At 50.3% G+C, this 22,574-nt stretch carries 21 protein-coding genes and 3 pseudogenes; 15 read left to right on the top strand and 9 right to left on the bottom strand.

The window, feature by feature from the left end:
• The 5 genes from CMQ96_RS14475 to CMQ96_RS14455 all read left to right on the top strand — a co-directional run bounded on the left by CMQ96_RS14475 (nucleotide 1) and on the right by CMQ96_RS14455 (nucleotide 5,759).
• Nucleotides 1-639, top strand: coding sequence for a hypothetical protein (locus CMQ96_RS14475; protein WP_098066966.1), 639 nt, complete (start codon nucleotides 1-3; stop codon nucleotides 637-639).
• 510 nt (nucleotides 640-1,149) lie between these two features.
• Nucleotides 1,150-2,220 (top strand): CBASS cGAMP-activated phospholipase, encoded by a 1,071-nt coding sequence (locus CMQ96_RS14470; protein ID WP_098066965.1) that lies wholly within the window; start codon nucleotides 1,150-1,152, stop codon nucleotides 2,218-2,220.
• On the top strand, nucleotides 2,220-3,518 hold the full coding sequence (locus CMQ96_RS14465; protein WP_098066964.1) for a cyclic GMP-AMP synthase DncV-like nucleotidyltransferase: 1,299 nt from the start codon (nucleotides 2,220-2,222) through the stop codon (nucleotides 3,516-3,518). The genes CMQ96_RS14470 and CMQ96_RS14465 overlap by 1 nt, the downstream gene beginning before the upstream one ends.
• On the top strand, nucleotides 3,518-5,284 hold the full coding sequence (locus tag CMQ96_RS14460) for an E2/UBC family protein (protein ID WP_098066963.1): 1,767 nt from the start codon (nucleotides 3,518-3,520) through the stop codon (nucleotides 5,282-5,284). Before CMQ96_RS14465 ends, CMQ96_RS14460 begins: the two co-directional genes overlap by 1 nt.
• On the top strand, nucleotides 5,274-5,759 hold the full coding sequence (locus CMQ96_RS14455) for a Mov34/MPN/PAD-1 family protein (protein ID WP_098066962.1): 486 nt from the start codon (nucleotides 5,274-5,276) through the stop codon (nucleotides 5,757-5,759). Before CMQ96_RS14460 ends, CMQ96_RS14455 begins: the two co-directional genes overlap by 11 nt.
• 201 nt (nucleotides 5,760-5,960) lie before the next feature.
• On the opposite strand, the gene CMQ96_RS14450 is transcribed toward CMQ96_RS14455, so the two are convergent.
• Both CMQ96_RS14450 and CMQ96_RS14445 read right to left on the bottom strand, forming a co-directional pair.
• A complete protein-coding gene (locus CMQ96_RS14450) occupies nucleotides 5,961-6,563 on the bottom strand; it encodes a hypothetical protein (protein WP_098066961.1) in 603 nt (200 codons plus the stop codon).
• Nucleotides 6,564-6,572: 9 nt separating this feature from the next.
• The gene (locus CMQ96_RS14445; protein WP_098066960.1) at nucleotides 6,573-6,929 is read right to left on the bottom strand and encodes a mCpol domain-containing protein; all 357 of its coding nucleotides are present in this window, start codon (nucleotides 6,927-6,929) and stop codon (nucleotides 6,573-6,575) included.
• 650 nt (nucleotides 6,930-7,579) lie between these two features.
• Here CMQ96_RS14445 and CMQ96_RS14440 point away from each other — a divergent pair.
• Together CMQ96_RS14440 and CMQ96_RS14435 are read left to right on the top strand one after the other, a co-directional pair.
• A complete protein-coding gene (locus tag CMQ96_RS14440) occupies nucleotides 7,580-7,795 on the top strand; it encodes an AlpA family transcriptional regulator (protein WP_032723754.1) in 216 nt (71 codons plus the stop codon).
• A 35-nt stretch (nucleotides 7,796-7,830) separates the two neighbouring features.
• Nucleotides 7,831-9,899: pseudogene (locus CMQ96_RS14435) on the top strand (DUF927 domain-containing protein).
• 366 nt (nucleotides 9,900-10,265) lie between these two features.
• Here CMQ96_RS14435 and CMQ96_RS14430 read toward each other — a convergent pair.
• Nucleotides 10,266-10,682 carry a helix-turn-helix domain-containing protein gene (locus CMQ96_RS14430; RefSeq protein ID WP_045354519.1) on the bottom strand — a complete coding sequence of 139 codons (417 nt, stop codon included), beginning with the start codon at nucleotides 10,680-10,682 and terminating at the stop codon, nucleotides 10,266-10,268.
• Nucleotides 10,683-11,053: 371 nt separating this feature from the next.
• Here CMQ96_RS14430 and CMQ96_RS14420 point away from each other — a divergent pair, with 371 nt between their 5' ends.
• The 7 genes from CMQ96_RS14420 to CMQ96_RS14390 all read left to right on the top strand — a co-directional run bounded on the left by CMQ96_RS14420 (nucleotide 11,054) and on the right by CMQ96_RS14390 (nucleotide 16,099).
• Nucleotides 11,054-11,575 carry a PTS glucitol/sorbitol transporter subunit IIC gene (locus tag CMQ96_RS14420; RefSeq protein WP_058656528.1) on the top strand — a complete coding sequence of 174 codons (522 nt, stop codon included), beginning with the start codon at nucleotides 11,054-11,056 and terminating at the stop codon, nucleotides 11,573-11,575.
• The gene (locus tag CMQ96_RS14415) at nucleotides 11,572-11,946 is read left to right on the top strand and encodes a PTS glucitol/sorbitol transporter subunit IIA (protein ID WP_098066959.1); all 375 of its coding nucleotides are present in this window, start codon (nucleotides 11,572-11,574) and stop codon (nucleotides 11,944-11,946) included. Before CMQ96_RS14420 ends, CMQ96_RS14415 begins: the two co-directional genes overlap by 4 nt.
• Complete coding sequence (locus CMQ96_RS14410; RefSeq protein ID WP_098066958.1) at nucleotides 11,943-12,923, top strand: PTS glucitol/sorbitol transporter subunit IIB; 981 nt, start codon at nucleotides 11,943-11,945, stop codon at nucleotides 12,921-12,923. The genes CMQ96_RS14415 and CMQ96_RS14410 overlap by 4 nt, the downstream gene beginning before the upstream one ends.
• A gap of 10 nt (nucleotides 12,924-12,933) precedes the next feature.
• Nucleotides 12,934-13,956, top strand: a complete 1,023-nt coding sequence (locus tag CMQ96_RS14405; protein WP_098066957.1) for a Gfo/Idh/MocA family protein — start codon at nucleotides 12,934-12,936, stop codon at nucleotides 13,954-13,956.
• A gap of 214 nt (nucleotides 13,957-14,170) precedes the next feature.
• On the top strand, nucleotides 14,171-14,596 hold the full coding sequence (locus tag CMQ96_RS28895; protein ID WP_316497570.1) for a hypothetical protein: 426 nt from the start codon (nucleotides 14,171-14,173) through the stop codon (nucleotides 14,594-14,596).
• A 379-nt stretch (nucleotides 14,597-14,975) separates the two neighbouring features.
• The gene (locus tag CMQ96_RS14395) at nucleotides 14,976-15,371 is read left to right on the top strand and encodes a hypothetical protein (protein WP_098066956.1); all 396 of its coding nucleotides are present in this window, start codon (nucleotides 14,976-14,978) and stop codon (nucleotides 15,369-15,371) included.
• Nucleotides 15,356-16,099: a hypothetical protein gene (locus CMQ96_RS14390; protein WP_098066955.1), complete on the top strand. Its 744-nt coding sequence runs from the start codon at nucleotides 15,356-15,358 to the stop codon at nucleotides 16,097-16,099. Before CMQ96_RS14395 ends, CMQ96_RS14390 begins: the two co-directional genes overlap by 16 nt.
• A 184-nt stretch (nucleotides 16,100-16,283) precedes the next feature.
• Here CMQ96_RS14390 and CMQ96_RS29035 read toward each other — a convergent pair.
• The 6 genes and pseudogenes from CMQ96_RS29035 to ptsG all read right to left on the bottom strand — a co-directional run.
• Nucleotides 16,284-16,387: pseudogene (locus CMQ96_RS29035) on the bottom strand (STM2901 family protein); the annotation flags it as partial.
• A 266-nt stretch (nucleotides 16,388-16,653) separates the two neighbouring features.
• Nucleotides 16,654-16,907: pseudogene (locus tag CMQ96_RS28890) on the bottom strand (hypothetical protein); the annotation flags it as partial.
• A gap of 20 nt (nucleotides 16,908-16,927) precedes the next feature.
• Nucleotides 16,928-17,563, bottom strand: coding sequence for a 3-hexulose-6-phosphate synthase (hxlA, locus tag CMQ96_RS14380; RefSeq protein ID WP_098066954.1), 636 nt, complete (start codon nucleotides 17,561-17,563; stop codon nucleotides 16,928-16,930).
• Between the two features lie 23 nt (nucleotides 17,564-17,586).
• Complete coding sequence (gene hxlB, locus CMQ96_RS14375; protein WP_141522389.1) at nucleotides 17,587-18,150, bottom strand: 6-phospho-3-hexuloisomerase; 564 nt, start codon at nucleotides 18,148-18,150, stop codon at nucleotides 17,587-17,589.
• A complete protein-coding gene (locus CMQ96_RS14370) occupies nucleotides 18,150-18,992 on the bottom strand; it encodes a glucose-6-phosphate isomerase family protein (RefSeq protein ID WP_009654290.1) in 843 nt (280 codons plus the stop codon). Before CMQ96_RS14370 ends, hxlB begins: the two co-directional genes overlap by 1 nt.
• Nucleotides 18,989-20,515 carry a glucose-specific PTS transporter subunit IIBC gene (ptsG, locus tag CMQ96_RS14365; RefSeq protein WP_098066952.1) on the bottom strand — a complete coding sequence of 509 codons (1,527 nt, stop codon included), beginning with the start codon at nucleotides 20,513-20,515 and terminating at the stop codon, nucleotides 18,989-18,991. Before ptsG ends, CMQ96_RS14370 begins: the two co-directional genes overlap by 4 nt.
• Before the next feature lie 222 nt (nucleotides 20,516-20,737).
• On the opposite strand from ptsG, the gene CMQ96_RS14360 reads away from it, so the two are divergent.
• A complete protein-coding gene (locus CMQ96_RS14360; RefSeq protein WP_098066951.1) occupies nucleotides 20,738-22,417 on the top strand; it encodes an SgrR family transcriptional regulator in 1,680 nt (559 codons plus the stop codon).
• Nucleotides 22,418-22,574: the final 157 nt, after the last annotated feature.

The raw sequence follows: 22,574 nt of genomic DNA, 5'->3' as shown, positions 1-22,574 counted from the left end.
GTGACCAGTCCCATTCGTCAGAATCTGTTTGAACGGGAATGCGATATGCCGCTGCTGGAAGCGCGGCATCTCGCCCTTCTGCTTCTCGGCCTTGATGCTTCCCAACCTGCAAACGCCCTGCCGGAAGAACATCAGGAAAATTACCGTATCCTGCACGACGCCATCAGCCGCACCATCAAAGCAACGGGCATGGTCAGCGCCCCGGCGAACAAACGCATGTTCTATGTCGATGAGATGTTCGCGCTGGCATGGCGGCTTATTGATGACGAACTGACGCCACCAGAAGTGAAAGACCGCAGCCTGAAGGCGGTGATGAAACTGTCGCGCAGCAGCCGTGGCCGCAAGTGGCTGAAGACGCTCGGTGACGACGCGCTGCCGGATCTCACTGCTTCCACACAACCTTCCCAGCGTGGGATACATAAACGCGATAAGGCTCGGGAGAATACTGCCAGGCTCTGCTGGTTGCTGGTTCAGCTTCTGGTTGAGGAGACTGACGGGCGTTATGGAACGTCAGATAAACCGGCTTCGGATCGGATACTTCGTAAGCTGAAGACGCTGGCGCAGGAGCGGGAAGTGCCGTCAGATGGGCTTGGGCGGGGGACATTTTATGAGGTGTTGAAGATGGGGCGGGAAACGTAAATGACAGAGCTCATTGTAGTGGGGTTTAACAAGACTCCTAGCTCTAAGTATTAAGTTCGTGTTATCGACTTTATACCCAAACCCCAACCGAATATTGAAATCCTAAAGATAATTTATCTTTTGTTCAATTGATTGATATACAAAGCGAATTTTTGTGTAGAACATGAACTATCAGCTCTTCTTTAGGGATCTTCTACGATAAAAAAATGTTTTCATATAGCCAGAACATTCAAAAAAATATTATTTATCAATTAGATAAATGAAAAAACTGAATTTACTGCATGATTTATTGTAAAAATGATCAATACAGGAGTTTAAAGAAAACAACATAAAGAATAAAAAACTACAAAAATATATTTTCTTGAACAAACAAACCAATAATTCAATAAAATTAGATTAAATGCAATTAATATTGGTAAATTGCGTTTTTTTTGACTTACTGGTTATTTATACATTGAAAAACGTAAAAGCAGACACATCTTATAGCTATCTTTCTTGGTGGAGCTGGCAATGTCTGATTTAAATGCTGTCAATGATCACGGCGTGCGAATACTGAGCCTGAATGGAGGTGGTGTCAGGGGGTTGTTTACAATCAGTGTACTTGCTGAAATCGAGAGGATACTTATCCTCAAAAACCCCAGCCAAGAAATCAGAATTGGTGAGTACTTTGATCTCATTACAGGGACATCAATAGGTGGAATATTGGCTCTCGGCCTCGCCTCTGGCAAGAGTGCTCGCGAATTGGAAAGTGTTTTTTTCAGAAAAGCAAAAGATATTTTTCCAAGCAGGTGGTCTCTGCTGAATTTGTTAAAATCTCTATGTGCTCCTATTTACAGCAGTTCTCCTCTACGTGAGACAGTTGAAACGATGATAGGTGCTGAAACCACGTTCAATGACTTGAGACGTCGGGTGATGATCCCGTCAGTAAATCTGTCTACGGGAAAGCCGCAATTTTTCAAAACACCGCATAATCCTGATTTCACGCGCGATGGGCCATTAAAACTGATTGACGCAGCACTCGCAACCTCCGCAGCCCCTACATACTTTGCTCCGCACTACTGTGAAGATCTCCATGCATACTTTGCTGATGGAGGCTTAGTGGCTAACAACCCCAGTTATATCGGACTTCTGGAAGTACTTAGGGATATGAATTCTGACTTTAATGTTAACCACCAAAATATACACATACTAAATGTCGGTACTGTCGGTGAAGAATACTCACTTAGCCCACGGTTACTTAGCAAAAAATGGTGGAATGGATATTGCCGCCTATGGGGAGTAGGTAAAAGACTGGTGCTCACAACAATGACGGCTAACCAGCATCTTCATAAAAATATGCTCCTACGTGAACTAACACTCCATGATGCATTAGAAAACTACATCTATCTGGATGAAGTAATTCCCAATGAAGCAGCTAGTGATATCACCTTGGATAATGCAAGTGAAAGTTCACTGCAAAATTTAAGCGCACGGGGAAAACAACTTGCGAATGTTCAGTTTGCCCAAAACCAGAAGTTAAAGAATTTATTCACTACACCTGCAAAACCCTTTGAGCGCACATTAGCGCAGGAGACAAACTGATGAGTTGGGACTTTAACAATTACTATAGCCACAATACAGATGGCTTAATAAGTAAGCTCAAACTGGCTAAGACTGAATCAGACAAACTAAAAGCGCTTCGTCAAAAAGTCCGAGAGAGAACGAGAGATGTTTTTAAGGAAGCTCGTGAAGTCGCGACTGATGTCAGAAAGCAAACGCTAACACTTGAGAGCGTTAGATTAAAACTGGAGCAAACGAACGTTCGCTATCTATCCCCTTCAGATCGTGCAGATCTAGCACGGCTTATTTTTGAAATGGAAGACGAAGCCCGCGACGACTTCATCAAATTTCAGCCACGTTTCTGGACTCAAGGTAGCTTCCAGTACGATACATTAAACAGGCCCTTTCATCCAGGACAAGAAATGGATATTGATGATGGCACCTATATGCCTATGACTGTATTTGAATCCGAGCCTAGCATCGGGCACACTCTGCTTCTTTTGCTAGTAGATACGTCACTGAAATCGTTGGAAGCTGAAAACGATGGTTGGAAATTTGAAGAAAAGAATACCTGCGGTCGCATCAAAATCCCTCGAGAAAAAACGCATATTGACGTGCCAATGTATGCAATCCCTAAAGAACTATTCCAGAAAAAACAAACAGCAGCGGATTCTGCACATCTAATAAAGGCTGATTCGATGTTTGAGTCTGTAGCTTTGAATCAGGATAGTCGCGAAGCATACATCGTTGAATCTGACAAAGTGAATTTAGCTCTACGCGAAGGGGCTAGAAGGTGGTCGATCAGCGATCCCAAAATTGTTGAAGACTGGTTTAACGACAGCTGCAAACGTATCGGAGGACACCTCCGCTCAATTTGCCGCTTTATGAAGGCTTGGCGAGATGCTCAATGGGAAGTTGGAGGTCCTTCATCTATCAGTCTAATGGCTGCAGTAGTCAACATTCTCGACAGAGAAGAGCATAATGGTTCTGACCTTGCCGGAACAATGAAACTGGTTGCCAGATTGCTGCCAGATGAGTTCTGTGACGGCCTAGAAAGCCCCGACGATACTGATGAAAAGCTGTTGTTTCCAGCGGAGTGCGATCATAACGTGCACCAGAGAACTATTGTTAAAACAATGAGAAACTTACATGGTATTCTACTTGATGCTGAGCTCTCCGTAAGCAGAGAAGACGCCTTACGTAAAATCAATGAAGCATTTGGGAAACGAGTGTCCAATGCCTCATTAATCACATCAATTGTTGCTGCTCCAGCATTTCACAATTCACCTAGCAAAGAGCAAGCCCCAACAAAAATTAATAAAACAATGGTAAGCGGCTGATGGAAGACGGACAACTCCATAAAGTGATGATTGGCTGCGGGTATCGCTACACGCGTGCCCGCAACCTTCCTGAGAAAGCTATTCTGCACAGCAAAGAGCGCCGTAAAGGCTATTACACGAAAGAATATCAAACTGAAGCCGGTAACTTTAATGTTGCATTGGTAATCCGCCCAGACCCTTTTATTGAACTACCAATAGCTTGTATATTTGAACTTCCTGAACAGTTCAGAGACCACCTTATACCCCATATAACTCAAGAAGGCTTCCTGTGCTATGTTGAGCAAATGGAAGCTGATTGGGATTCAAACGATCTTGAAGGGACCTACAGAGAAGTTGATGCGCAAATAAACAAAACTCTCATGAATTCTGTATCTGCTGCTTTAGAGGGACTGAATGACAAGAGAGAGTTAGAAGGTGAATTTTCTGCATACTGGCGGCCTAGCGAAAGTATCTTTATTCTGTCAAATATAAGTCGAGAGGCAAAACTAAAAACCTATTTTTCGAAATCATATGGATCTGATGGGACGGCCAGAATAGAGTATATAACAGTCGAAAAATCGTCACCGGAGGACTCGAAAAGCGTTATTGCAAAATGGCTTAAACAAAGATATTTACCACAAAATTCGTTAAAAGAATATCCCATCAGCACACATTACATTTCTGTAAACCCCAGTCGCCTTGCAGGGATGAAATGGCCACCGGCTTCATTCAGGGATTTATTGGATTGGCTTGAAAAAGCGGATCATAATGCCAGAAATAGAGTTATTGAACACATCAAAGCAGAATGTAAAAAGCGGTATATTTTCCTCTTTGATGTTTTCAATCAAGATATATTTGCTACATACGTTGAATTTAACACACAGTCTATTGATTTCGGTAGGCATAAAAAATCAGCTAAAAATTCGACAGTAAAACTAGCGTTAATGTTACGTGGCAAAAGCGTTTGCACCAGTTATCAGAGATTAGGGGTTGTTCGTGCAGATATTATGACACTCCTTAGTCGAAACACCCAACGCGAAGGTGCAGCAAATCTTTCAGAAAAAAAAATCGCACTGTTAGGTTGTGGAACAATAGGTGGGTATCTAGCAGAATTATTACTCCGAAATGGGGCTGGATGTAGTAAAGGATACGTACATCTTTATGATGATGATATATACAAGCCAAGTAATTTTGGTCGTCATACTTTATCGTCACATGATTTTGGATGGCCCAAATCCCATTCACTTGCCGCAAGACTTCAAGATTCCGTGTATTTACAAACAAATATTGTCGGATTTAACAAGCAATTTCCTATCAGCACAGATATAATACAAAAGTATGACATTATTATTGACGCAACTGGTCGTCCTCCTGTATCAAAACGCATAGCCGCAGTAGTCAGAGAGATCCCATCGGGGCAAAGGCCATTCATTATTCATGCATTTAATGATGGAAATGGACGAGTATCAAAAGTATTCATTGACAATGGTTCAAGTTGTTATGGGTGTATGATTTCTAACCCTCAAAAATACCGAAATGGGATAGATTCCCGTTTTTATAATGTCGATATGTCTAATGAAAAAAACAAAACCTGCGGTAGTACTTATACTCCCTATGATGCGGCAGTAAGTAACATAACGGCATCTTTGGCTCAAATGGCAGTCTTGAGTACACTAGAACCTGAATTAAAATGGACTTACAATGAACACGTTCTTGAGGGGGGGCGTTCGCTAAAGCCTCAAATGTTGCCATGCCAGCCTAACTGCCCTATTTGTTATGAACATTAATGAACTCGTTTTTATCGATGATTTAGACAATCATATTGTTATTATGAGTGATGTCGCACAAAAGCTCATTTCATATCGTCAAATACATTATGCCAGTACTGAGGCAGGAGGTGTTCTAATAGGAGAGCGCAGGGGACAACACATTGTTATAACTCATATTTCTGAGCCTGGTTATGGTGATATTAGATCACGTACTCGGGTAGAGAGAAAGGGAGTTCATCACCAGCAAAAAGTTGATGTTTTATTTCAACAGTCAGGCGGCTTTCTTATTTATTTGGGCGAATGGCATACGCATCCAGAAGATTTTCCTCAACCTTCATATATAGACATAAAATCGTGGTTAACTGGACTGAAAGCGACTGAACCAATGGTCATGCTCATTGTTGGTAGAAAAGGGTTATGGGTAGGAAAAAAAATTGGTAACAACATAAATATTTTAAAGGAGAAAATAGCGTTCAAGAGTAGTGATTTATAGCTGACCTTTGTTTATAAGTAATTAAACAATCCAGTCTGAATTAATAAACATTACAAATTAAATCCCTCTCAGAACAGCAGTAAAAGTATTATTCTGACCATTGAACTTCATTTCAAGCAGGTTTAGTCATGCTCAAAAGATAGCATCCGGTCGATGTTTAAGTCTTAATTTTGACCTTAAAAGTCTAAAAAAAAACAAAAACTAATAATATGATATATCAGCTTCAGTGTGTAACGATATTCTTTTAATTGATACCCTCCCTACAGACTTTCTGTCTGTATAATACCTTCCAGATAACTGCAGCGCAGAGCTATCTTCAATTACATCGAATATTGTCGAACCAATATATTCACTCCAAGCAGGGTTTTTGGGTGTTGATCTATACACGTAGTATAATTTATTAATGCCCAACTCTTTGATCGGAGTTGCTTCTAATGTAATTGACTTAACAGTCGGCCCATGCATTTCAATCGTAGTAACAAGAAGAGCCTGCTTTATTTTTGCGCGAACTTCAAACTCACCATTTTTTTCTGTAATGATATGACCAACCCATATACCATTTAAATCAGGATACATATCTTTCTTGAAAAACCTTAACGCTCGCCATATTTTTCTGGATATTGATGATGAGAGAAGGGTGAAATTTACAATAAAAGACGTTACAGATGAAATTGATAATAATTTTAACAAACTCAAATCAGAAGCAAGGAGTGCTTTAAAGAGCCCAAAGAAAAATATAGTAATAAGCAACGATGTTAATGATACAATTTTTAGAAGCCGATCGAACCTAATTATTCTAAACATATTTCACCATTACATATCGTTATAAATAGAAATCATATTTTTCCCATTACTTTTAGAATTTAAAAGTGCAATATATGCTTCTCTTAAATCTTTTCCTACTCCAGCCGAAAAAGTAACCCCATCAAAAGAGTGTGATTTTACCGTATTAAACACATCATTAAAATTAACTTCAACTGCTGTTTTTGCTGTAACACCATCAGCTGCCTGAAAAATTATTTCAAATCCATTAGCAGATAAAAAATCAGAAATCTTCTTTGTTGCATTATTTAATTTATTACTTATATATGCTAATTCTACTTCTGAATTAGATATATATGAGGCAGTTATTTTTCTTCCTACATCATCACCATCTATTGCTATATACACAACCCCTCCTAAATGATTTTAAACTTGATGTTAAAATATATATCCAACATTTCAACAACTACTAATACACTTAATTATATCAATTCCATATAGTTAAGTACAACGAAATTATCAACATTACTAAAAACCTTAGGAGGCTAAATAATTATATCTGCTATCGCTCACCTTGTGGGTAGTTCATGCTAATTTCCGGGGAATGCAAATTTTCACAAAAAAGCGTTCAATATCTAGGGTTACTGTCATTATTGAACTGCACTTATGGTTACAAATCTCCCTTCTAGGTATTAAAAATAGTTTCGGAATAAGTGATTTTATGGACGTTATAATTCAAAGAAGTAAAAATAAAAAAGCCGTGCAACTCTAACTTAGATCACATAATCCACAGAGAAGAAGAATGACCTATTGTTATTTGTTCATTGCCGTGCATTGCTATCCATCAACCTGAGCATATCTTATACCGACGAGTCACGGTTAGATAAGACCATTTATTTTCAATAAATTAATCTAACGCCATCGGTTTTGATGGCAAAGAAACTCTTTCCGGACTCATTACTTTCTATCCGGACTCTACTTTTTCACCCGGACCTATACCTCCCCTCCCCGTTCCGCGCTATAACCGCCTCGACACTCTGTTCCCGTGAGGTGCAATCATGAAAACCCGTGCTGACAGCAGCGATGCTTTTCCCGAAAGCGGCAACGTGCGTATGCGGCAGGTGGTCCAGTTTCTGGCGATGAGCGAATCCTCGGTTTACCGCCTGATTAAAAACACCGACTTTCCCCGCCCCGTCCACCTCTCTTCCCGACTGGTGGTCTTCGATGCTGCGGAAATCCGCCAGTGGCAACAGCGCCGCACCGCCATCCGTTAATCCACGCTCAGGGATGAGCCGACCGATACCCCATCATGAAACGCGCGCCCTTTCTCTGTAAGCAGTCTCCGGACCGCACGCTCGAAGTAGTGATCCTTGCCGGAAGCCTGGCATGGGAAACCTCACGCGTGTGGCGAAAAGATCCCGACCGGGAAGATGATGTTCCTCCGGTGGTACTCGGCCCGGATGAACTGGCCGATCTGGATAACCTGACCATAATCAGACCTGACGCGCTCTACGTCCGGGTACTTCGCACAGGCGATATCCGCGAGGAGGAGTTGCTGAAAATCGCCGTAAAACTGGCGCACACGAACGTACAGATGGCCCGGCTGATGAGCCCTGACGGTGAGTTGCTGGAGAACTGGACCGGGCAGCTTGAACGCCTGCGACAGGAAAGGCCCTCTGACATCCTGCCGGAGCACTTCCGCCTCGATGAAGAGGCACTGTGGTTTGACAAGCTCACCGAACGCCGGGACGGTGAAAGCGATGTCCAGCCCCAGCGCATCTGTTCCCCTCTGCGCGTCACCGCTATCACCTGCGACAGCCATGACGGCAGCTATGGCCGCCTGCTGGAATGGCACACGACCACCGGGCAGTTGCGGCGCTGGGCCATGCCGATGGCAATGCTCAGCGGAAACGGCGAGGAGCTGCGGCGCATCCTGCTGGAGAACGGCCTGACCTACATCTCCACCCGCCCCGCCCTGCGCAGCCTGCTGTGCGAATACATCTCACGGTCACTCCCCGGACGCCGGGTCACCTGCGTGGAGAAAACCGGCTGGCACAACGGCGTTTACGTACTGCCGGATGAGGTTATCGGTCCCGGTGGCGACAATGTCATCCTTCAGGGCAGCCACTACCTGACCGGCGGCTTTGCGCAGGCCGGTACGCTGGCAGAGTGGCAGGAGCAGGTCGCCGCACTCTGTGCAGGCAATTCACGGCTGGTCTTTGCCGTCTGCTGTGCGCTGGCCGCCCCGTTGCTGCGCCTGACCGGAACGGGCGGTGGCGGTTTTCACCTGCGCGGTGAGTCCACCGATGGCAAGACCACGGTGATGAAGGTGGCCGCCTCCGTCTGCGGTGGCACGGACTACTGGCACTCCTGGCGGGCCACCGGGAATGCGCTGGAGGGAATTGCCAGCCGCCACAACGATGCCCTGCTGCCGCTCGATGAACTACACGAAGTGGACCCGCGTGAAGCCGGGATGATTGCCTATATGCTGGCGAACGGCCAGGGCAAGGGGCGCGCCCGCACCGACGGCGAGGTACGTAATCGCAGGCACTGGACGCTGCTACTGTTCTCCACCGGGGAGCTGTCGCTGGCAGAACACACCGAACGCGCCGGGGAGCGCCTCTACGCCGGAATGGACGTGCGCATGGTACAAATCCCCAGCGACACCGGGCAGCATGGCGCGTTTGAGCAGCTACACGGCTTTGCCAGTGGCCAGCAGTTCGCCGATGCTCTCTGCGACCGGGTGGCCCGCTTCCACGGCACCGCCTTTCGTGCCTGGCTGGCCTTCCTCACCCACGACCTGGACGCCAGCACCACGCTGGCAAGAGAGTTACTTCGCCGCTACCAGACCGCCCTGATGCCGGACAACGCCGGAAACCAGGTGCAGCGCATCGTGGCCCGCTTTGCGCTGCTGGCGGTGGCCGGAGAGATAGCGACGCTGCAGGGCATCACGGGCTGGCAGGAAGGCACGGCGTATGAGGCGGTGCAGATCTGCCTGCACGCCTGGCTGAACGAACGCGGCCATATTGCTAACCAGGAGGATGAAGGTGTGCTGGCGCAGATCAAGCGGTTCATTACCGCGCACCAGTACAGCCGTTTTGCCTCGTGGGACGGCCCGGACCGCCCGCTGAATATGGTGGGTTTCGCCGGGTGGAAAAAGATCCGCTGACGGGTGAAGAGCACACACTGTTTCACATCCTGCCGGAGGGCTGGCGGGAAATGTGCCGGGGATTCAGTCCCGCCAGAGCGGCCAGATTATGCCAGGAAGCAGAGTGCCTGCTGCCCGGCAGTGACGGGAAATACCAGTCGCAGGTTCGCCTGCCGGAGATCGGCAAAGCCAGGGTCTACCGACTCACCTCCCGCATCCTCAGTGTCTGAGTACAGTCTCGCGTGCTTTAAAAAAAGGTGGTACAGGGTGGGACAAGTGGTACACGCAGAGCTGGCGCGGGTTACAGCGTCCCACTTTAGATAATCTAGTTTAAAAAAAGTGGTACAGGGTGGGACAGCCGGTGCTGATTCTGTCCCACTTTTCAGACTGGCATTTTTCAGGTGGTACAGCGCAAAGCCACGGCTGGCGCGGTTGTACCACTTGTCCCACCTGTACCACCTCAAAAACAGAAGAACTGAAAATGGCGAAAAGGGACTGAAACGGCAAAGGCTGAAAGGAAGGGAGAATAAGGGGAACGGGCCTGCCCTTAAAGGGCAAAAGCCATGAGAGATACAGACTGATAGTGATCGTTAGTTCTATTGCTCAGTATTATTGTCACCGTCAACATTATGGTCGATCTGACGCGCCACACTTGCCAGAACGCGTTTCAGTACCCGCCCTCGCTGTACAGGGGCCATGTATTTGAATAGGTTATTGAGTAGCTCAAGATCCTTTTCAATTTCTGACATCCCGTCCTTTGGACAGGCAAACTCTTCATCATCACCTAAAAACCATCCCGCTTTGATGCCCATACCAGCAGCTATCTTCCGAAGTTGCATGATTCCGGGAACGGATTCTCCCTTCAGATAGCTTCGAATGGTTGAATTGGGAATACCGGTTTTATCTACCAGAGAACTGACTGTGTCTTCAGATAACGACATCGCTTCGGCAAGGCGAGTGCCAAACTGAAAATTGTTATCTTGATCAAAAAATTGATTATCTTTTTTAGACATTAGACGCCACTAATCAGTAATCAATTGATTTTGTTGAATTCAATAAAAATAAATTCACAATATATTGTGAAAAACAGATCTTTAAATTCACAAAATCATGTGATAACTTATCTGTACAAATTGCAGACTATCACCCTCTGCAAACCCAACTGCTGAGCATCGCATACTCAGGGCTGAATTGCCACGCATCCGCTCGTCCTGAAAACCGCTCAGTTCACAAAAACACGCCACAAGCGGGGATAACAAAGAAAGCAGTATGAATCACAGCTGTTTATCGCCATTACCGGAGCCCCAGACGCTTACGCCTGTCATGTCTTAACTTCTGTCCGATAAGTCTGTGCGCTCCGGGCCTTTTACCCGGAGGACTCCTTATGTGGACAGTCAGCCTCGCTGAGGCGTTTATTCATGTATTCCAGACCGCAGGCAAAATCTTCCTCGACATGATGACCGGGCTTATCCCGATGCTTATCTGCCTACTGCTGGCCATCAACTTCCTGATGAAACTGGTCGGCACCGTCAGAATGGAGAAGGTCGCTGCCCTGCTTGGCCGCTCGCGTATCCTCACCTACGGCGTGCTGCCGGTGCTCGGCTGGTTCTTTATGAGCAGCCCGGGCGCGCTCACTTTAGGCAAGCTCCTGCCCGAAAAGAGCAAGCCTGGTTATGAAGATGCACTCGGCACCACTGCCCACCCCCTCACCAGCCTGTTTCCCCACGTGGTGCCGTCGGAGCTGTTCGTCTGGCTCGGCGTGGCAGCCGGGGTAAAGGCGCTCGGCCTGCCCGTCACCTCGCTGGCGCTGCGCTATATCGCTGCCGCCATGCTGATTGGTTTAATCCGCGGGATTATCACCGAGTACCTGTTCCTGCGGCTCAGCAGGCGGGGGAATACGCCATGATGATTTACTGCGCACGCATTACTGCCATCGGGCTGTTTGTCGCCGACGGCCTCACCGATAAAATGCTCATCACCTTCGACAGCAACGGGCCGAAGGACTGCCTCGATTACTCGCTGTCGCTGGAGCCATCGTTCCGGGAAGAGAGCCTGATGATACTCCCCGGCGACCGCCTGATGCTGGCAGGGCACGATTATCTGATTACTGCCGTCGGCAAGGGGGCACAGCAGGCTCTGTTTGAACTCCGCCACCTGACGCTGGTGTTCAACGGCGACCTGAATCCCTGCCACGTCGGTGCGGTCCATCTCTCCGGCCCGGTGCCGAAACTCCATGACCTGCACGGTAACCTGGTGATTGAGGAGGGACGGCCATGAACACGGTGCTTATTCCGCCCGGCCCCGGCGGCTACGGTAAAGGGCTGTGGCTGCCCGTTGGCAGCGGCAAAAAGGTGCTGTCGCTGACCGGGCGCGAAATCCATCCGGTGGCGATAGAAATCGGCGCGCTCACCGAATCGGAAATCGTTAACGGCTTCTCTGACATTCCGCCGGATAACGACATCCTGTGCGTGGTGATTAACTGCGCCGGGTCGCTGAGATGCGGCCTGTATCCGCAGAAGGGCATTCCGACCATCAACGTGCTCCCCACCTGGCGCGCCGGGCCGCTGGCGCACTTTATTACCGAGGATAACTACGTCTCCGGCGTCACCATGGAGCAGCTGGTTCTGGTGGATAGCGCTGAAGCGCCGGACTGCGGGCCTGAGCCACTTCCTGCTCCGGAACCAGTCATTACCACCACACCGCCACCTCCGCGTGGCGCGGAGAAACTGGTACGCATGGTCGAGCAGACCGGCACCGCCGTCGGCCACATTATCGCCCTGCTGTTCGCCGCCAGCCGCGAGGCGGTGGACGTGTCGCTGCGCAACGTTATCCCGTTTATGGCTTTTGTCTCGCTGCTGATAGCCCTGGTGCAGGAAACCGCGCTCGGCAGCCTGATTGCCCACGCCCTGACGCCGCTGGCGAACTCGCTGTGGGGACTGGTGCTGCTGTCGCTCATCTGTGGCATTCCGTTCCTCTCCCCGGTGCTCGGGCCGGGCGCGGCCATCTCGCAGGTGATTGGCGTGATGATAGGCACACAGATTGGCGCAGGGGCGATATCTCCGGCCTTCGCCCTGCCCGCCCTGTTTGCCATCAACGTGCAGGTCGGCTGCGACTTTGTGCCGGTAGGCCTTTCCATGCAGGAGGCAAAACCGGAGACCATCGCGAAGGGCGTCCCTGCCTTTCTGCTGTCGAGACAACTGACCGGACCGCTGGCGGTCATCATCGGCTGGCTGTTTTCCCTGGGTTTATTCTGAGGACATAACGATGAACAAAATCAGAGCCGCCGTGGTCGGCGCGGGCATCTACGGCAAACACCATATGAATGCGTACCGCCATAACCCGGACACCGTGCTGGTCGCCATCTGCGACACCGACACAGAGCGCTGTGACGACCTTGCCATGGCCTGTGGCGTGATGGGCTATACCCGGCTGGATGTCCTGCTGCAGGAGGAAGCCATCGACGTGGTTTCGGTGGCGACACCTGACCCGTACCACACCGAATCCATCCTCACCGCCCTGCGCCACGGCAAACATGTGCTGGCGGAAAAACCGCTCGCCACCTCGGTACGCGAATGTGAGCTTATCGTGGAGATGGCGCAGCAGCGGGGCCTGCTGGTCGGCGTCGATTTCCACAAGCGCTGGGACCCGGCGGTGATGCGCATCAAAGCTGAACTGGAGAAGCCGGAAGCCGGGCGCATCCTGCGCGGCCATATCAGCATGGATGACGTTATCAGCGTGCCGACGGAGTGGCTGGACTGGGCGGGCGCAAGCTCCCCGGTGTGGTTTCTCGGCTCACACTGCTTTGACCTGGTGCGGCACCTTTCCGGACAGGAGGTGGTGTCGGTGTATGCCGTCGGGCAGAAACGGCTGATGACCGAATGCGGCCTCGATACTTTTGACAGCGTGCAGAGCCTGCTGACGATGGCCGACGGCAGTTCGTGGATGGTGGAAAACTCGTGGGTGCTGCCGGAAGGCTTTCCGAAGGACAACGACGGGCGTATCGATATTCTCTGCGAGGCAACGTATATCCGCAGCACTTCACAGCATCGCGGGCTGGAAATCACCACGCCGGCCATGACGCTCACGCCCAACAGCTATTTCATCAACTACCGCAACGGCGTTGCCAGCGGTTTCGGTATCGACCCGATCAATGATTTTGTACGCACGGTCAGGAACCGTTCGTCGTACCCAGTGACGGCAGAGGACGGGCTGGCGGTGAGCCGGATTTGTGAGGCGGTACATCGCAGCTTGGTGAGTGGGAAGCCTGAACGCACGATAATGCCATAACTTCAAGGGCTGTACCTGTCTACTACGTCAGATTGGTAAAGCCCTTACTCCAGCAAGCTAGTCAAAGCACAGGAATAATTAGAAAGCATGGTCAGCTTTGAGCGAGGAGCAGACATTGGCCCCACAGAGGATAACTAAACCTTTTTTTTGGATATTCTCTAAAAGCGAATGGTCCGGTTTACCGGGATGCTTACATCCGCAGATCACTCATGCAATGGATAAGGCTCAGGACAACATTTCCAGCGGCGACACTATTAGGATTGCGTTCGGTGTGGCCACAGTTGCAATTGCCAGCCTGGTCTCAGGTTCGCAAATACCAGAAGGGAATCGCGTAATGCTTCTTGGCCTTTACATTAAGGCCAGGCAGTACCTGTTGACGGCTGCAGCCGTCATCATGGTGCTTGCTGGCGCCTACTATCTCGGTGGCCAGGCTGCTCGCCGGTCAATGGAAATCAAAGCAGAGCGTGAAGACAGAAAGCGCCTGCGGCACACATTGGATGTGAAAAATGACGTTATCAATGCAGTCCGAAGCTCGGATGATACTACCGTTGACGCTCAGCTTGCCGCTGATTGGCGGCTCATGGGGTGTTGTTTTGCGATGCTGCAAACCCGATTTATGTTAGCCATAGCGATCAGCTAAAGCAGGAAACGAAACGTGAGATCCTTTCTCACAACGTTCAAGGTGCTACGTTGTGCCATTGGTCAAATCATCGCAACAAGTGATGATTTTGGATGTCTAATTAGCTTCAAAAAAGCAATGACAACCCAGCAAACCCCCTTTGTTTGCTGGGTAACTGACAACCAGCGGCTTGATCATTTTTGAGTAATGACGTAGATTTAGTCAACTACTGACGAATGCGTCAGTAGTTAATGTAGACCTACGCATACTCGTAGCCTTTTCTCCCTTGATGGAGAACGCCGGAGAGGCCAATGTGGCCCACGGCTTAGTTGACCGCATAAGCAATGCTTTCGCGGTTTTCGCTGGAGAGGCCAATGCGGCCCACAGCTAAGGTGGACACATGCACGACGTAATGAACGAAAAACGTTCTATTCAGACAATTCGTGATCATACCAGCATCATTGCCACGCACACTTTTAAGCAGCATATGCTTCAGGTGCGCACACTTGACAATGAAGGGATGACTGCGCCTGAAGATTTTCACTTCATTGTCACCTTCAAAGATGACGTGGACAATGCTGATGCTACGGTTAAGCCGTTGGCAGAAGCAGTTCTGCTTGGTGATCGCGTTCGTTTCATTGTTAAACCTGCGAAACAGTACCCTGAGATGGCTCGATCAATGGCCGATCTCGTTGAGGTTATTGAACATTCTATTCGTCGTTTCTTTGATACTAATGGTAGAATCATGAGCAATATTAAAGCTAATGGTTCTGCTGAGAAATGGCTCCTACACTAATAGAATCCTACAGAAAAGATCTGAGCGAGTGGCCTCACACAGGGGACACTCGTTCTGTTCGTTTCGGCTTCCTCCTTGCCTCCAGGTCACTTTTCAAAATCTCAGAACACGAAATCATCGAACCAGAGGATGATGTCGTTCGCTACGTTCTCATTGAGCGTGTAGGCGCGAACATCCCCGATGTTGAACTGAGCAACATGATTTTAGACTACGAAGATGACGGGCTAAACGAGCAGGACATTATTCAGGAACTTCTCCGATCTGGCGTCGTTGATGAGGCTAATAACGTCACCGCTGGACGGGTTGGGCTTCGTAACTATAGCTTCGTTGAAGATGGCCAGGACATAGATTGTTTCCAGGTCGCTGGAGCTTATATCCAGCCTACGAGCCATCGTAAAGGCATCATGAGCAGGACATATGTTTTCATGCTGAACTGGTATGAGCATTTAGTTTGTGATGATATGCAGACGATACCTGGTGCGCGCATTTGGGCTGGCCCGATGATTCGTGCTGGTGAAGTGCGAATCTATAATGAGAATGGCGGTTCATTCGAAGATGTGCTTGGCGAGAAAGGTATTGGTAGGCATAACGGCTTCCTGCCCTGGAACCGAGGTCGCTTATTTGACACCTCCCAATGGGACCCTAATCAGCTCCAAACTACAGTTCAAAAATTTATCGTGCTGATTATATCCCGAGGAACCTGCCTCAGAATTGGCTTTATCCCCTGAGCCATGAGCATCTACTAACCCGCTGCTGCGGGTTTTTTATTCCTCAAAATTCATATCACCGCCTACAATCTGGCCTTTACACCGTGGCCGACCCGCATTAGGCTAATAGGCACATAAGAAAACAACTTGTTTTCACGTAATTATTATTTCGCATAGTTACAATATCTGCAATGTCGTTACAGTATTCATTCACTTCATCTAAAAAAATCCAGAAAAAAGTTCGCCTGCCGAAATATTAGCTACTCCTTTATAGAAGTATGTTCCGTTAAGCTCTTCTACCGTGTCCATCATCTTCATCCTACTGAAGTTTTCTTTGGACAAAAAGCATGGTCGAAAATTTAACAAATTTCCATCAGAGGCTTCCTGGCCTGCCCACACAGATTAGTACATTCCTGTGTTAGCAATGTCCGCTCCAGGCACTCAGCAGACATTTGAACTCATCCCGGACATCTGGACCTGGGCATTAGTATGGATTGCAGAAACTAAATTGAGATGCCCATCTTGAGATTTGGATAATGGCAGTATCTCTCATGATACTTTTTACTCCGGCCTGTAAGCAACCGTCTCTCAGGCATGTCCCTAGTAAAAGCATGCAGCAGATGACCCAGGGTCCGCCAAGCACCCTACGCTGCGCTATGATTTCGTCATAGAAGATAGGGTCTACGACAATTATAAAATTCAGATCGGAGTATTTATCAAATCCACCATGAATAATCGAGCCACCAGCGAAAAGAGAGTGAATCCGCGAATCAAACTGAAGGCATAATCTTATGATTATTCCGACATCTGGCACACAGCCGCGCCAGATGCCGCCCTTTTCGGCTAATCTCAGTGATGCTGCAATAACACCTGCGAAATCTTCCTCGCTTCATCTGCCGGATCCGCCGAATGCGTGATCGCCGCCCCCACAATCACCACATCCGGGCCTAACAGCGCATAGTCCTTCACCGTCTGGCTGCTGATGCCGCCTGCCACGGCAATCCGTGCTTTCCGGCGCGCCTTCAGCATCATTATCAAATTATCAATCGGCTTGCGCCCTGCCGCCTGCTGATCGGTGCCAGTGTGAACCGCCAGCATATCCGCGCCCGCCTCCTCCAGCAGTTGGACCCGCGCGGGGAGATCGTCGACGCAGATCATATCCACCACTACCTGCTTTCCGACCTCTTTTGCCGCGCGGATGCAGGACTGGATCGTCAGCACGTCGGTCACACCTAACACCGTGACATAGTCTGCTCCGGCGTCGTAAAGCAGCTGCGACTCAAAATGGCCGCCATCCATAATTTTCGCATCCGCCAGCACTTCCTTATGCGGATATTTTTCTTTAATGGCTTTAATCGCGTTCACGCCTTCCCGAATAAGAAAGGGGGTACCCACTTCAATAATATCAATGTCGTCAACCACCTTATCAATAAATACCAGCGCTTCAGGCAGGGTTAACTCGTCCAGGGCAAGCTGTAATTTCATGTTGGTTTCCTTGTATCGAATGACTATTCGAGGTTGGCGTGTAGCGCAAAACCTTTGGTTAAGCGATATCCCGTCGACTGGGCCAGATTCACAATCATGGCGTCGCCCAGCACCATGACCGCCTCTTCAAACAGGCTGCCGCCGGGCAGAATACCTTTCACATTCTCAGGTCCATCCGGCAGTTTGTCGGTATAGGCCGGGATCCTGATCACCACCTCCGCCAGTTTCCCCAGCGTGGACTCGGGGAAAATGGTCAGCAAAGCCAAAGTGCCACCCAGTTGCTTCGCTTTCGTTGCCACATTCACCAGCGAAGCCGTTTCACCCGATGCACTCGCCAGTAACAGCAGGTCGCCTTTTTGCAGCGCAGGCGTGGCCACATCGCCGACAACATGCACCTTCAGGCCGATATGCATCAGGCGCATCGCCAGAGCTTTCAGCATTAACAGCGAACGCCCTGCGCCAAAAACAAATATCGCGTTCGCTTCAGCGATGGCCTGCTCCAGACGTGCCAGCGCAGCGCCATCAATCCGCGACATCGCCTGATTCAGGTCGCTACAAGCAACGCCTGCAACAGATTGCGTTTCCATCATTCGTCCTCCTGGCAGAACGGGAATAAATCATCCTCATACTGGAGCATCCCCATGATTTCCCGGACATAGTTATCGACATGCCCCAGAAAATGAAAACGTTCCGGTGCGGCGCAGTAGCGCTGGTAAAGCGGCGTATCGAAGGTGATGCCAAGATGCGGGTTCTCTTTGACGGTGGCGAATTTGATGCGCGGAATACGCGGGTAGTAGTGATTCTTGCGCACGCAGAGCTGCCCGTTCTCTTCCACGATGTAGCAGGCCATACCGTGGTAAAACTGCACCGTGTCGTAGTGAACCGCGCAGGGTTTATAGGCCAGGTTGCTGAATACCAGCGGCCCGTCGCCGATATTGATGGAGCAGTGGCCGTAATTCGGCGGCACGATAATGCTCTGCCCCTCCTTCACCACCGCCACGATAAGATCGTCCACCAGCAGATCTTTTGGTTCAACGGCAAAATCCGGCGACTTTTGCAGGATATACGCCGCCGTGCCCTTAATCACTTCATACACTTCCGGATGGGTGTTGCGCCGCGTGTCGTTATAACCGTGATAATGGCCGCTGGTTTTCTTGCGCTCATGGCCAATCGTCCCTGGCATAATGATGGTGATGTCGTACTGATACTGGTCAGCGGCAAGCCGTTCCTGATCCTCCGGAAAACTCAGCCCGCGATAAACATCGTAAGCCGGTTCATCACGCTGCGCTTCGGTGAATTCCGGTAAAACCACCGCCATCTGCCCGGCGCTTTTGCGACCAAAACCGAGATAGTTCAGCGGCGGTTTCAGCGCCATTACGCCGTCGTCATCGAGATACAGCGGCAGGCCGCTGTGGTGTAGCTGTTTCATTTTGCCTCCTGTGTATACGCGTTAGCTGCGCGGATCGCCTCTTTCAGCCGATCGGACTTCATGCCAAATACGCTCTGGATGTTGTTCCCGACCTCGACGACGCCCGCCGCGCCAAGCTGTTTCAGCAGCGCTTTGTCCACCAGCGTCTTATCCGTTACGTCAATGCGCAGACGTGACATGCAGGCCTCGATGCTGGTCATATTTCCCGGCCCGCCATAGGCCAGAATGATGCCGCTCACCAGGTCATTCTGTTCGTTTTCCTGCGCCACAGTGCTTTCTTCGACTTCACGCCCCGGCGTCAGCAAATTCCAGCGGCGAATGGCAAAGGTAAACAGGACGTAGTACAGCGCTCCCATCACCAGCCCGACCGGGAACACCATGTACCAGTGAGGCGCGCGCGGCAGAACGCCAAAGAAGAGATAGTCGATAAGCCCGCCGGAGAAAGAGAGCCCGATGTGTACGCTGAACCACTCCATCAGCAGGAACACCCCCCCCGCCAGGACGGCGTGAATGCCATACAGCACGGGCGCAACAAACAGGAAGGAGAACTCAATCGGCTCGGTGATACCACAGACAATGGAGGTGATCGCGCCAGAGAGCATAATGCCCTTCACCCGCGCTCTGTTTTCCGGGCTGGCGCAGCGGTAGATCGCCAGCGCAATCGCCGGAATGCAGAACATCTTGATGGGCGTCAGCCCGGCCATAAAGGTTCCGGCGGTGATCGGCACCTGATCTTTCAACTGGGCAAAGAAGATAAGCTGGTCGCCATGCACCACCTGCCCGGCCTTGTTCACGTACTCGCCAAACTGCAGCCAGAACGTCGGCCACCAGACATGGTTAAGACCAAACGGGATCAGCAGCCGCTCGATAAAGCCGAACAGGAAGGCGGCCACGCCCGGCCCCTGCACCGTCATGGTATTCGACAGGCCATTAATCAGATGCTGAACCGGCGGCCAGACCACCGCCATCACCAGCCCGACAAACAGCGCGGCGAAGGAGGTCACTATCGGCACGAAGCGCTTGCCGGAAAAAAACTCCAGCCAGGACGGAAGCTGGATGCGGTAATACCGTTTATACAACCAGGCGGCGATAATCCCGATAATGATGCCGCCAAACACGCCGGTCTGGAGCGAAGGGATGCCCAGCACCATCGTGTAGTCACGCACCTGCGTCACCGATTCGGGCGTGATCCCAAGAAACTGGCCGATGGTGACGTTCATAATCAGAAAACCGGCGATCGCCGACAACCCGGCAATCCCCTGATCGTCACTAAGCCCTACCGCCACGCCGACCGCAAACAGCAGCGGCAGGTTAGCGAAAATCGCACTGCCCGCTTCCGCCATCAGCTTCAGCACGTGAACCAGCCAGTCAGCGCCGAGAAACGGCAGGCTGGCGACAATATTGGGATCCTGAAAGCTGACGCCGAAGGCCAGCAAAATACCGGCGGCAGGCAGCATGGCAATGGGGATCATTAACGATCGCCCGATGCTTTGTAACATTTGCAGAAGGTTGAATCTTTTCATCTCGATCTCCTGAGCGCGTCTTTATGACAGGGATTCGCACAACAGCAGGTTCTGCTCCGAACACTTTCAGTATCCGAACCCAAAATGATTAAAAAAACAGCAACCGAAGACGAAAGTTATTTCCGGTTTTCGCTTAAAACCGGAAAATTTATGAGGACAATCACGCCAGAAGCCATCAGAAAGGGATAAAAGAGGAAATCGCGTTCGGTGGGAGGCCATCACATGAGTATCTTCGAGGCGCATTTTCGCAGACTACACGCCCGCTACGGCGCAGGTCAGACGCACGAATTACAGATGCACGAGATCGCCGCCATCTTCGGCTGTTCGGTGCGTAACTGCCGAATTGCGCTGAAAAAGATGCATCAGGAAAAATGGCTCGACTGGCAGCCCCAGCGCGGGCGCGGCAAGCGCTCACGGCTCCATCTGTTAACCTCGCCGGAAAAGCTGTTCAGCCAGAACGTCAATAAGCTGCTGGAGAAGCAGGATTACGGCAATGTGCTGCGCTTTATCGGTAACGACAAGTATCTGCTGGATCGCCTGAGCCTGTGGCGCTTTGGGGTACAGGATAAAAGCAGCGAAACGCGGGTGCGCATCCCCTACTACCGCAATCTGGATCCGCTTAACCCGCTCGTTCCCCTGCGGCGAACCGAATGCCACCTCCTGCGCCAGTGCCTGAGCGGGCTGACGCGCTATGACGCCGTTCAGGGCAAGATCGTCCCCGATATTGCCCACTACTTGACCCACAACGAGGACTTTACCCGCTGGGAGTTCTGGCTGAAATCCACCGCCCGCTTTGCCGATGGCGGCGAGCTGGATGCCAGCGCTGTTGAGCGCTGCCTGCTCGCCGCCAGCCAGAGCCCGCAGTTCGCGCCGCTTTTCAGCCCAATCAAAACCATCACCGCTGACGCCCCCTGGCATCTGGTGATTGAAACGCATCATCCGGTCAGGCGTCTCGACTGCCTGCTCGCCACTCAGCCGACGATGCTGTTCGATTACCAGCACGGACACATCCGCTGTACCGGCGCTTTCCACCTGCAGGAGCACAGCGACAACTTTATGGTTTTGCGGCGCAATCAACACTGGCACCAGGCGCGACCCGGACTGGATGAGATCACTATTTTCACCTGGGCTCCGGAACATATCAGCATGAGCTTTATTCCCCTGCTGCGGGGCGAAGAGGCGCAGGATGACCGCCCGCTCAACGAGCGCAGTCTGGAGCAGGGGTGCTGTTTTGTGCTGCTCGACGGGGACGGGGCCTTTGCAGATGAAGCCGGAAGGCGGTTTATCAATTACCTGCTGCAACCTGTCGAACTCCTCAGCCAGACGCAGCTTCCCGACGAATATGCGCGCATCCTCTCCGTTGCTCAGGGCATGCTGCCGCAGTGGAACCACCGCCCGGTAGATTTTGGCGGGATCACCGCGCCGTTTAACCTGCGTCAGCCGGTTATTATCAGCACCTTTCAGCAACCGGAACTGGTGGAGCTTGCCGGAGCAATTCGCCGCCTGCTTGAACGCTGGCATATTCGCGCCGAAATACGGATCGACGCATTTGACCACTTTAACAACCAGACGCGCCCTCCCGCAGATATCTGGCTCAGCAACTTTATGCTCGATACCCTTTCGGTTCCGGCGTTTCTGGAATGGCTGGCGTCCAACACGCTGTTTACGCGACTGCCTGAAGCCCAGCGACAAAATCTGAACGCCCTGCTACCGACCATTCTGAACAGCGACGATGAACAGGCATTCGCCACCATTGCCGCCTTTTTCCATGAGATTACCCATCAGCGATATGTCATTCCTTTACTGCATCACTGGATGGAATTTGCGACCGAGAAGTCATTTACCTGGCGGGATTTAAATACGCTGGGATGGCCGGATTTCAGTCAACTTTGGCTCGAATAATGCTACGCCCGCAAAAGCTCGCTAAAGGGCCTTTAAAGGCCTTTAAGGGTAAGGGAGGGAAGTGTGACATTTGGGGTGGGGAACGTTTGTCATCTGCATTGGCAACGTCCTTACGACGGAGCCTATTCAAAGACCGCTGTACTGACGCCCCAAGATG

It is taken from the genome of Klebsiella sp. MBT K-1, from assembly GCF_002556465.1.
GTDB classification, from domain to species: domain Bacteria; phylum Pseudomonadota; class Gammaproteobacteria; order Enterobacterales; family Enterobacteriaceae; genus Klebsiella; species Klebsiella grimontii.
Note: the sequence above shows the minus strand (reverse complement) of the source record. Positions and strands in the feature narration are given on the sequence as shown.

Excerpts from the sequence above, each read along its gene's own strand:
- CMQ96_RS14415 (WP_098066959.1), top strand. The coding sequence starts at position 11,572 with ATGATGATTTACTGCGCACGCATTACTGCCATCGGGCTGTTTGTCGCC.
- CMQ96_RS14470 (WP_098066965.1), top strand. The coding sequence starts at position 1,150 with ATGTCTGATTTAAATGCTGTCAATGATCACGGCGTGCGAATACTGAGC.
- ptsG (WP_098066952.1), bottom strand. The coding sequence starts at position 20,515 with ATGAAAAGATTCAACCTTCTGCAAATGTTACAAAGCATCGGGCGATCG.
- CMQ96_RS14390 (WP_098066955.1), top strand. The coding sequence starts at position 15,356 with ATGGCTCCTACACTAATAGAATCCTACAGAAAAGATCTGAGCGAGTGG.
- CMQ96_RS14465 (WP_098066964.1), top strand. The coding sequence starts at position 2,220 with ATGAGTTGGGACTTTAACAATTACTATAGCCACAATACAGATGGCTTA.
- CMQ96_RS14450 (WP_098066961.1), bottom strand. The coding sequence starts at position 6,563 with ATGTTTAGAATAATTAGGTTCGATCGGCTTCTAAAAATTGTATCATTA.
- CMQ96_RS14460 (WP_098066963.1), top strand. The coding sequence starts at position 3,518 with ATGGAAGACGGACAACTCCATAAAGTGATGATTGGCTGCGGGTATCGC.
- CMQ96_RS14405 (WP_098066957.1), top strand. The coding sequence starts at position 12,934 with ATGAACAAAATCAGAGCCGCCGTGGTCGGCGCGGGCATCTACGGCAAA.
- CMQ96_RS14420 (WP_058656528.1), top strand. The coding sequence starts at position 11,054 with ATGTGGACAGTCAGCCTCGCTGAGGCGTTTATTCATGTATTCCAGACC.
- CMQ96_RS14360 (WP_098066951.1), top strand. The coding sequence starts at position 20,738 with ATGAGTATCTTCGAGGCGCATTTTCGCAGACTACACGCCCGCTACGGC.
- CMQ96_RS14455 (WP_098066962.1), top strand. The coding sequence starts at position 5,274 with ATGAACATTAATGAACTCGTTTTTATCGATGATTTAGACAATCATATT.
- CMQ96_RS14410 (WP_098066958.1), top strand. The coding sequence starts at position 11,943 with ATGAACACGGTGCTTATTCCGCCCGGCCCCGGCGGCTACGGTAAAGGG.
- hxlB (WP_141522389.1), bottom strand. The coding sequence starts at position 18,150 with ATGGAAACGCAATCTGTTGCAGGCGTTGCTTGTAGCGACCTGAATCAG.
- CMQ96_RS14395 (WP_098066956.1), top strand. The coding sequence starts at position 14,976 with ATGCACGACGTAATGAACGAAAAACGTTCTATTCAGACAATTCGTGAT.
- hxlA (WP_098066954.1), bottom strand. The coding sequence starts at position 17,563 with ATGAAATTACAGCTTGCCCTGGACGAGTTAACCCTGCCTGAAGCGCTG.
- CMQ96_RS14440 (WP_032723754.1), top strand. The coding sequence starts at position 7,580 with ATGAAAACCCGTGCTGACAGCAGCGATGCTTTTCCCGAAAGCGGCAAC.
- CMQ96_RS28895 (WP_316497570.1), top strand. The coding sequence starts at position 14,171 with ATGGATAAGGCTCAGGACAACATTTCCAGCGGCGACACTATTAGGATT.
- CMQ96_RS14370 (WP_009654290.1), bottom strand. The coding sequence starts at position 18,992 with ATGAAACAGCTACACCACAGCGGCCTGCCGCTGTATCTCGATGACGAC.
- CMQ96_RS14430 (WP_045354519.1), bottom strand. The coding sequence starts at position 10,682 with ATGTCTAAAAAAGATAATCAATTTTTTGATCAAGATAACAATTTTCAG.